The sequence below is a fragment of the Pseudomonas sp. UBA6276 genome (genome assembly GCF_002438365.1).
Taxonomy (GTDB): domain Bacteria; phylum Pseudomonadota; class Gammaproteobacteria; order Pseudomonadales; family Pseudomonadaceae; genus Aquipseudomonas; species Aquipseudomonas coleopterorum.
In genome coordinates, this window is record NZ_DJUS01000157.1 from 1 (window position 1) to 9,541 (window position 9,541).

The window sequence follows — 9,541 nt, forward strand, 5'->3', positions numbered from 1 at the left end:
GTCACCGGGCCGATCATCGCCACGGCCCTGGTGCTGTGCGCGGTGTTCGTGCCGGCAGCGTTCATTTCCGGCCTCACGGGGCAGTTCTACAAGCAGTTCGCCCTGACCATTGCCATTTCCACGGTCATTTCGGCGTTCAACTCGCTGACCTTGTCGCCGGCACTGGCGGCGGTGCTGCTCAAGGGGCACGACGCGCCCAAGGACCGGTTCTCCCGGTTCCTCGACAGGCTGCTGGGTGGCTGGCTGTTCCGGCCTTTCAACCGCTTCTTCGAAAAGGCCAGCCACGGCTATGTCGGCACCGTCGCGCGGGTGATCCGCAGCAGCGGTATCGCCATGCTGCTGTACGCAGGCTTCATGGTGCTGACCTGGTTCGGTTTCGCCAACACGCCGACCGGCTTCGTACCCTCGCAGGACAAGCAGTACCTGGTCGCCTTCGCCCAACTGCCGGACGCCGCCAGCCTGGACCGCACCGAAGATGTGATCAAGCGCATGTCGGACATCGCCTTGAAGCAGCCCGGCGTGGAGAACGCCATCGCCTTCCCGGGGCTGTCGATCAACGGCTTCACCAACAGCCCCAACAACGGCATCGTTTTCGTGGCGCTCAAGGACTTCGATCAGCGCAAGGACGCCAGCCTGTCGGCCAACGCCATCGCTGCCGAGCTCAACGGCAAGTTCGCCGGTATCCAGGACGCCTACATGGCGATCTTCCCACCGCCACCGGTGATGGGCCTGGGCACCATCGGCGGCTTCCGCCTGCAGATCGAAGACCGCGGCAACCTGGGCTATGACGAGTTGTACAAGCAGACCCAGAACATCATCGCCAAGAGTCGCAGCGTGCCGGAGCTGGCCGGGCTGTTCACCAGCTACACGGTGAACGTGCCTCAGGTGGATGCAGCGATCGACCGGGAAAAGGCCAAGACGCACGGTGTGGCCATCAGCGATATCTTCGACACCCTGCAGGTGTACCTGGGCTCGCTGTACGCCAACGACTTCAACCGCTTCGGGCGCACCTATCAGGTCAACGTCCAGGCCGAGCAGCAGTTCCGCCTGGAAGCCGAGCAGATCGGCCAGCTCAAGGTGCGCAACGATCGGGGCGAGATGGTCCCGCTGGCGACCTTCATCAAGGTCAGCGACACCGCCGGCCCGGACCGGGTGATGCATTACAACGGTTTCGTCACGGCCGAGATCAACGGTGCCGCAGCGCCGGGCTTCAGCTCGGGCCAGGCCCAGGCAGCGGTGGAGAAGCTGCTCAAGGAAGAGTTGCCCAACGGCATGGCCTATGAATGGACCGAGCTGACCTACCAGCAGATTCTGGCGGGCAACACCGCGCTGTTCGTGTTCCCGCTGTGCGTGCTGCTGGCCTTCCTGGTGCTGGCCGCACAGTACGAAAGCTGGAGCCTGCCGCTGGCGGTGATCCTGATCGTGCCCATGACCCTGCTCTCGGCGATTGCCGGGGTGATGATCGCGGGCAGCGACAACAACATCTTCACCCAGATCGGCTTGATCGTGCTGGTCGGGCTGGCGTGCAAGAACGCCATTCTGATTGTCGAGTTCGCCAAGGACAAACAGGAGGAAGGCCTGGATCCGCTGGCCGCCGTATTGGAAGCGTGCCGCTTGCGGCTGCGGCCGATCCTGATGACTTCGTTCGCCTTCATCATGGGCGTGGTGCCCCTGGTACTGTCGTCCGGCGCCGGCGCCGAGATGCGTCATGCCATGGGCGTGGCGGTGTTCTCCGGCATGTTGGGGGTGACCTTCTTCGGCTTGCTGCTGACACCGGTGTTCTTCGTGCTGATCCGTCGCCATGTCGAGCGTCGCGAGGCCCGCAAGGCGGATCGTGCGCTCACGCTTGAGGTACAACCATGAGTCATTTGAAACCCCTACTGCCCAGCTTGCTGGTGCTGGCCCTGGCCGCTTGCGCGGTGGGCCCGGACTATCGCGCGCCGCAGGATCTGCAGGCGAGCGTGGCGGCGGCCCAGGACACTCGCTACTACCGCGCCGAGGCGTTCGATGCGGTGTGGTGGCAGCAGTTCGACGACCCGACCCTCAATCGTTTGGTCAACGAATCGCTGCAGGGCAACCGTGAGCTGCGGGTGGCCTTCGCCCGCCTCAAGGCGGCTCGGGCCATCCGCGACGACGTGGCAAACGATCGTTTCCCGGTGGTGACCAGCCGCGCCAGCAGCGAGATCGGTAAGAGCCAGATTCCCGGCCAGACCAGCGACCGGGTCAATACCGAGCGCTACGACCTGGGCCTGGACATGGCCTGGGAAATCGACCTGTTCGGGCGCATCCAGCGTCAGTTGGAGGTCAGTGACGCGCAGCAAGGCGAAGCGGCGGCCGACCTGCAGCAGTTGCAGGTCACCCTGATCGCCGACTTGGTGGATGCCTACGGGCAACTGCGCGGCGCGCAACTGCGCGAGAAGATCGCCCTGGCTAACCTGAAGAACCAGCAGGATTCGCGGGGTATCACCCGCAGCCTGCAGGAAGCCGGTGTGGGCAATCAACTGGACGTGGTGCGGGCCGACGCGCGGCTCGCGGCAGTCGAAGCGACCGTGCCGCAGTTGCAGGCCGAACAGGTGCGTGCGCGCAACCGCATCGCTACCCTGCTCGGCCAGCGGCCGGACCAATTGAGTGTGGACCTGAGCCCGGCGCAGTTGCCGGCCATTGCCAAGGCCTTGCCGATCGGTGATCCGACTCAGCTGCTACGACGCCGGCCGGACATCCGCAGTGCCGAACGGCGACTGGCCGCCTCCACCGCGCAGATCGGCGTGGCCACGGCCGATCTGTTCCCCCGGGTCAGCCTCAGCGGTTTCCTGGGCTTTACGGCGGCCCGCGGTTCGCAGATCGGCTCGTCCGCGGCCAATGCCTGGGGACTGGGGCCAAGCATCACTTGGGCCGCGTTCGACCTGGGCAGCGTGCGCGCGCAGATCCGTGCAGCCAACGCCGATGCCGAAGGCGCGCTGGCCAGCTATGAACAGGATGTGTTGCTGGCGCTGGAAGAGTCGGAAAATGCCTTCAGTGACTACGGCAAACGCCAGCAGCGCGTGCAGGCCTTGATGCGCCAGAGCGAGTCGAGTCGCGCGGCGGCAGCGCTGGCCTCGATCCAGTACCGCGAGGGCACGGCGGATTACCTGGTGCTGCTCGACGCCGAGCGTGAACGCTTGAGCGCCGAAGACGCCCAGGCCCAGGGTGAAACCGAGTTGTATCGCGGCATCGTTGCGATCTACAAGGCGCTGGGCGGCGGCTGGCAGCCCGATACGCTGGCACAGCGGTAGCCATCAGCGCCAGCCCTGCGGCTGCAAAGCCTGCGGCGAATGATAGGATAGGCGCCGTCCCGGTCTCACGGGGCGGTTGCCGGGCGTGCGTGCCAGGCGACCGTCTTCGGCAGCCGATCCCGATCCGCAGCGAGCGCCCCATGATCACCATTCGCCCCATGACCTCTTCCGATTTCGACCGTTTCTGGCCCACCTTCGACGCGGTGGTTCAGGGCCAGCAGACGTACGCCTACGATCCGGCCATGGACCGCGAAGCCGCCGAACACACCTGGTTGAAGGTGCCCCTGCACACTTTCGTTGCCGAAGATGAACAGGGTCAGTTGCTCGGCAGTTACTACCTCAAGGCCAACGCGGCGGGTCCCGGCAACCACGTGTGCAACTGCGGCTACATGGTCAGCGAAGCGGCGCGCGGTCGAGGCGTGGCGCGGCTGATGTGCGAGCACTCGCAGCAGGTGGCGCGCGACAGCGGTTTTCTGGCCATGCAGTTCAATTCGGTGGTGGCCAGTAACGAAGTGGCGGTGGCCTTGTGGCACAAGCTGGGTTTCGAGACCGTGGGGCGCCTGCCGCGCGCCTATCGGCATGCTCACCTGGGGCTGGTCGATTGCCTGGTGATGTACAAGTGGCTGGCCGAAGAGCCCGCAGCGCCGACTCGATTGATCGGGCGCAAGAACATCGAGTCGGTGGTGTCCCGGCCGCGGCGCAGAAGCTGAATCGTTACTTGCATCACGGAAGTCGATGATCGCTATCGAAAAACGGAATTTTTCCTGAGGGGGCGGGATCAGCACTATAGGTCCCATTATTTCCCCTAGGATTTGTACCGATGAATATCAACTTGACCCTGTGCTGCATGATCGTCGTTTCGTTCGGAATTGCGCTGAGCCACGTTTGAGTGCTGCTCGCACTCGGCGGGCCATGCTCAGAGATTGCTCAGATGTTCGCGCAGGAAGTCGACCAGGACCTGCACCGGTCGTGACGTTTGCCGATGCTGCGGATACACGGCCGAGAGCGCCAAAGGCTCGGTGACGAACTCATCCAGTACGGTTTGCAGTTGCCCTGACGCCAGTGCGTGCTGAACGATGAATCGGGGCAGGTAGGCGATTCCCATGCCGGCCACCGCTGCCTCGCACAGTAATTCGCCGTTGTTGGCGCGCATGCGCCCGCTCACACCGATTACCAGTGGCTTGCCCCCCATTTCGAAGCGCCATTGCACCTGGCGCGCGTGGCCGTAGGGCAGACAGTCGTGGCTGGTGAGTTCCTGAGGCGTGGTGGGTACGCCGCGCGCGGCCAGATAGTCCGGGCTTGCGCAGTACACGCGGGCGATGGAAGCGATGCGCCGGGCGATCAGCGACGAGTCTTCCAGCGTGCCAATGCGCAGGACCAGATCGTAGCCTTCGCCGAGCAGGTCGACGGGGCGATCGCTGAGGTCGATTTCGACTTGGACCTGAGGGTAGCGTTGCAGGAATCGAGGCATGAGCGCGCTCAATTGCGCCATGGCGAAGGACAGCGGCGCACTCACCCGCAACGTGCCGCGGGGTTCGGCGGCCTGGCCAGCAATGCCCTGTTCGACCTGTTCCACCTCCGCCAGCAGGCGCACGGCAGAGTCGTAATAACTCTGGCCCAGGGCCGTGACGTCCAGGCGGCGCGTGGAGCGATTGAGCAGGCGTGCGCCCAGGCGGTTTTCCAGTTGCATCAAGCGGCGACTGATGTATTGCTTGGAAACCCCCAATTGCTCGGCGGCAGCCGTGAAGCTGTGCGAGTCCAGCACCTGCACGAAAAGCCGCATGTCTTCGAACGCGTTCATCGTCACTCCTCGGTTGACAATGCATTGTGGGTCAGGCGTAGCGCCCATACAACCGCGGTGCTCTCGGACGCGGCTCGCGCCGCTGCTACAGGGACCGCATTGCGCCTGTGGGAACATCGCAGTGGCACAGTGGCAATCCGCATCCAAGCACACCCCATTGGAACGATGGCAATCCACGTCCGGGCACACCCATTGGCACCACCGCAATCCGCGTTTAGGCACACCGCATTGGCACCACCGCAATCCGCGTCCGGGCGCACCCCGATGGCACCACCGCAATCCGCGTCCGGGCACACCGCATTGGCACCACCGCAATCCGCGTCCGGGCACACCGCATTGGCACCACCGCAATCCGCATCCGGGCACACCCATTGGCACCACCGCAATCCGCGTCCGGGCACATTCCATTGGCACCATGGCAATCCGCGTCCGGGCACACCCCATTGGCGCCCCTGCACTCCGTGGCCCCGGAACACTGCAGGAAACCCTGTAGCAGCGGCGCGAGCCGCGTCGGCGGGCACCGCGGTGGGCCTGGAAAAACGAGCCAGATAAAGGATGAAACGGCGCATCAGGCGCAAGGATTTCGATCAGCGGGCGAACCTGCTCCCGGTTGCACAGTCACACCCTTTAGTCCGGCGCTGAAGCCCACCGTCGGTCGTGCGGAAAGCGATAGAAAAGCGCTTCTGCCCCCGTTTCCCACCGTCACCCTCGACGGAGCCGTCGGAGCAGCCTCTTGATGAACAGTCTTTCCCGGCAGGCCGTGCCTGTTACCCCTACGCACGACCTGCTGCAGCGCTTCCAACAGGTACGCCGCCACAGCGAACACCTGGCCAGTCCGCTCAGCGCCGAAGACATGGGCGCGCAGTCGATGCCCGACGCGAGCCCGGCCAAATGGCACCTGGCTCACACCAGTTGGTTCTTCGAAACCTTCCTGCTCGCTGAGCAAGCGCCGCACTACACCCCGTTCGACCCGGATTTCTGCTACCTCTTCAATTCCTATTACGAAGCGGTCGGCCCGCGCCAGCCGCGTCCTCAGCGCGGTTTGATGACGCGTCCGGGACTGGACCGCGTGCTGGCCTATCGCGCGCATGTCGATCGGCACATGGAAGTCCTGCTCAGCGGCGATCTGGACACTGAAGCCCAATCGCTCATCGAATTGGGTCTGTCCCACGAGCAACAGCATCAAGAGCTGTTGCTGATGGACATCCTGCACCTGTTCAGCGTCTCGGCGCTCAAGCCGGCGTACGACCCGGCCTGGCCAGCCGACATGGCCGGTCGTCGGGGCCGCTTCATTGGCCAGGCCGGCGGTCTGGTCGAGATCGGCCATGACGGTCACGGCTTCGCCTTCGACAACGAAGGCCCACGCCACAAAGTGTTCGCCCAAGCCTTCGAAATCGCCGACCGTCTGGTCACCAACGGTGAATGGCTGGAATTCATCGAAGCCGGCGGCTACATCCAGGCCAGCCTGTGGCTGGCCGACGGTTGGGCCACGGTTCAGGCCGAAGGCTGGTATGCCCCGTTCTATTGGCAGCAGGACCGCGCCGGTGCCTGGCACGAGATGAGCCTGCGCGGGCTGCAACCGCTGCAACTCGACGCACCCGTGGTGCACATCAGCTACTACGAAGCGGCTGCCTTCGCGCAATGGGCCGGCGCACGCCTGCCCACCGAAGCGGAATGGGAAATCGCCGCTGGCAGCGGACAACTGCAGCAACTCGACGATGTAGCCTGGCAGTGGACGCAGAGCGCCTACAGTGCCTACCCCGGCTTTCAGCCTGCGGTCAGCGCGGTCGGTGAATACAACGGCAAGTTTATGATCAACCAGATGGTGTTGCGTGGCGGCGCCAGTATCACCCCGGTCGGACACACCCGCCCCACCTACCGCAACTTCTTCGGCCCCGGCTGCCGCTGGATGTTTTCCGGCGTGCGTCTGGCGCGCGACGTGTCGCCCTACAGCACCCGCAACGACGGCAGCGATGAGTTCGCCCGCGATGTGATCACCGGACTGTCGGCAGCGCAGAAATCCATCTCGCCGAAGTACTTCTACGATGCCGAAGGCTCGCAGCTGTTCGAAGCCATCTGCACCCTGCCCGAGTACTACCCGACCCGCGCCGAAACGGCGCTGCTGACCGAGATCGCGCCGCAGTTGGCCGAGTGGGTCGCCGACGATGCGGCGCTGGTGGAGTTCGGCGCCGGCGCCTGCGACAAGGTGCGTCTGTTGCTGGATGCGGTGCCGCAGATTGCGCTGTACGTGCCCATCGACATCTGCAGCAATGCGCTGGAAAGCGCGAGCGCCCGGTTGCGCCAACGCTACCCTGCCCTGCGCATTGCGCCGCTGGTGGACGATTTTACCCGTGCCCTGCACCTGCCGGCTGAGACCCAGGGTCATCCGCGCGTGGGCTTCTTTCCAGGCTCGACGCTGGGCAATTTCACCCGTCCGCAGGCCGTACGCTTCCTGCGTTCGGCGCGCGAGCTGCTGGGCCCCGATGCGTGCTTCATCATCGGCGTGGACATGGTCAAGGATGCAGCCACCCTGGAAGCCGCCTATGACGACGCGGCCGGGGTCACCGCACGCTTCAACAAGAACCTGCTGACGCGCATGAACCGCGAGCTCGACGGCGATTTCGACGCGGCGGCATTCGACCACCTGGCGCTGTGGAACCCCGAGTACGAGCGGATCGAAATGCACCTGGTCAGCCAGAAAGCCCAACAGGTCCGGGTGGCCGGTCGCACCTTCGCGTTCAAACCCGGGGAACGGCTGCACACCGAGAACTCGCACAAGTTCACCGTGCAGTCCTTCACCGAACTGGCGGCCGCGGCCGGCTGGGACGTCAGCCATCAATGGATAGGCGAAGCCCCACAGGTGGCGCTGTTCTGCCTGCGCTGACACATCGGCAGCGCATCATGAGTGAGGAACACCATGACCAAGGCTCTGGAGGAGTACAACCGCAAGCGTGACTTCGACGCCACCCCGGAGCCTTCCGGAGCCGGGCGCAGTGGCAAACGTGGCAAGGTGGCGCGGGCATTGCAGTTCTGCATTCAGAAACACGATGCCAGCCACCTGCACTACGACTTCCGCCTGGAACTGGACGGCACCCTCAAGAGCTGGGCAGTGCCCAAGGGACCGTCACTGGACCCCAAGGCTCGGCGCCTGGCGGTGCATGTCGAAGACCATCCGCTGGACTATGCCAGCTTCGAGGGCAACATTCCCGACGGGCACTACGGCGCCGGTGACGTGATCGTCTGGGACCGCGGGACCTGGATTCCCGAAGGCGATCCCCGCCAGGCCTATGAAAAAGGCAAGCTCAAGTTCGTCCTGCAGGGCGAGAAGCTGGGCGGCACCTGGAACCTGGTCAAGACCCACATGCCCGGCAAGCGCGAGCAGTGGTTTCTGATCAAATCCAAGGACGCTGCGGCACGCCCGTTGGCCGAGTACGACGTGCTCGTCGCCGAACCCGACAGCGTCATCAGCGAACGCACCCTGGTGCCGCGCAAGCGCACCACCAGAGCAGCCGCGAAACCGGCGACCACACCTGCGGCCAAAGCCACGTCCAAAAGCTCAAAAAGCTCAAAAAGCAAAGCCATCCAGCTGGAAGGCGCCAAGGCGGCCGCCTTGCCCGCCAGTCTCAAGCCCGAATTGGCCACACTGGTGGACGCTGCACCCGAAGGCGACTGGCGCTACGAGATCAAGTTCGACGGCTACCGCATCGTCGCCCGCATCGACGGCGATCAAATCAACCTCTTCACCCGCAACGGCCACGACTGGACAGCGAAGATGCCGCGCCAGGCCAAGGCGCTCGCTGCCCTGGGCTTGCAGTCGGCGTGGCTGGATGGCGAAGTGGTAGTGGCCAACGAGCACGGGGTGCCGGACTTCCAGGGCTTGCAGAACGCATTCGAGAACGAGCACAGCGGCGACATCGTTTTCTACCTGTTCGACCTGCCCTACCTCAACGGTATGGACCTGCGCGCCGTGCCCTTGGAGCAGCGTCGCAGTGCCTTGGCCAAGGTGCTGGAAACCAACACGGACGACGCGCTGAAGTGCTCCGACGACCTTGCCGGATCGGCTGACTCGTTGCTCGAAAGCGCTTGCCAGATGGATATGGAAGGCCTGATCGGCAAGCGTGTCGGCAGCCCTTATGTGTCGCGGCGCAGCAGCGACTGGATCAAGCTCAAGTGCAAGCGCCGCCAGGAGTTCGTCATCGTTGGCTACACCGAGCCCAAGGGCAGCCGCAGCGCGTTCGGCGCGCTGTTGCTGGGCTTGCACGATGCAGAGAGTGACGAGTTGCGATTCGCTGGCAAGGTGGGCACCGGCTTCAGCGAAACCACCTTGCGCACCCTGCTCGCGCAGTTGCAGGCGTTGGAGACCGCCCGCCCGGCGCTCGCCAATCCTCCCTCGGGTGCTCAGGCCCGTGGCGTGCATTGGCTCAAGCCTACGCTGTTGGCGGAAGTGGCCTATGCCGAAATGACCCGC

General features: G+C 64.5%; 6 protein-coding genes. 5 read left to right on the forward strand and 1 reads right to left on the reverse strand.

Annotated features, from left to right (window positions below):
* The 3 genes from B2V21_RS18185 to B2V21_RS18195 all read left to right on the forward strand — a co-directional run.
* Positions 1 to 1,863: efflux RND transporter permease subunit (locus B2V21_RS18185; protein WP_286917621.1), on the forward strand; the 1,863-nt coding region annotated here is incomplete at its 5' end.
* A complete protein-coding gene (locus B2V21_RS18190; RefSeq protein ID WP_134721798.1) occupies positions 1,860 to 3,272 on the forward strand; it encodes an efflux transporter outer membrane subunit in 1,413 nt (470 codons plus the stop codon). The genes B2V21_RS18185 and B2V21_RS18190, both read left to right, overlap by 4 nt.
* Before the next feature lie 140 nt (positions 3,273 to 3,412).
* Positions 3,413 to 3,982, forward strand: coding sequence for a GNAT family N-acetyltransferase (locus tag B2V21_RS18195; protein WP_049859917.1), 570 nt, complete (start codon positions 3,413 to 3,415; stop codon positions 3,980 to 3,982).
* A 206-nt stretch (positions 3,983 to 4,188) separates the two neighbouring features.
* On the opposite strand, the gene B2V21_RS18200 is transcribed toward B2V21_RS18195, so the two are convergent.
* A complete protein-coding gene (locus B2V21_RS18200; protein ID WP_286917622.1) occupies positions 4,189 to 5,073 on the reverse strand; it encodes a LysR family transcriptional regulator in 885 nt (294 codons plus the stop codon).
* A gap of 736 nt (positions 5,074 to 5,809) precedes the next feature.
* On the opposite strand from B2V21_RS18200, the gene egtB reads away from it, so the two are divergent.
* Both egtB and ligD read left to right on the forward strand, forming a co-directional pair.
* Positions 5,810 to 7,957, forward strand: coding sequence for an ergothioneine biosynthesis protein EgtB (gene egtB, locus B2V21_RS18205; protein WP_286917623.1), 2,148 nt, complete (start codon positions 5,810 to 5,812; stop codon positions 7,955 to 7,957).
* 33 nt (positions 7,958 to 7,990) lie between these two features.
* The coding region (gene ligD, locus B2V21_RS18210; RefSeq protein WP_286917624.1) for a non-homologous end-joining DNA ligase at positions 7,991 to 9,541 on the forward strand (1,551 nt) is incomplete at its 3' end.

What these genes read in the sequence shown, in the direction of transcription:
- B2V21_RS18195 (WP_049859917.1), top strand. Translation starts at nt 3,413, where the DNA reads ATGATCACCATTCGCCCCATGACCTCTTCCGATTTCGACCGTTTCTGG.
- B2V21_RS18200 (WP_286917622.1), bottom strand. Translation starts at nt 5,073, where the DNA reads ATGAACGCGTTCGAAGACATGCGGCTTTTCGTGCAGGTGCTGGACTCG.
- egtB (WP_286917623.1), top strand. Translation starts at nt 5,810, where the DNA reads ATGAACAGTCTTTCCCGGCAGGCCGTGCCTGTTACCCCTACGCACGAC.
- B2V21_RS18190 (WP_134721798.1), top strand. Translation starts at nt 1,860, where the DNA reads ATGAGTCATTTGAAACCCCTACTGCCCAGCTTGCTGGTGCTGGCCCTG.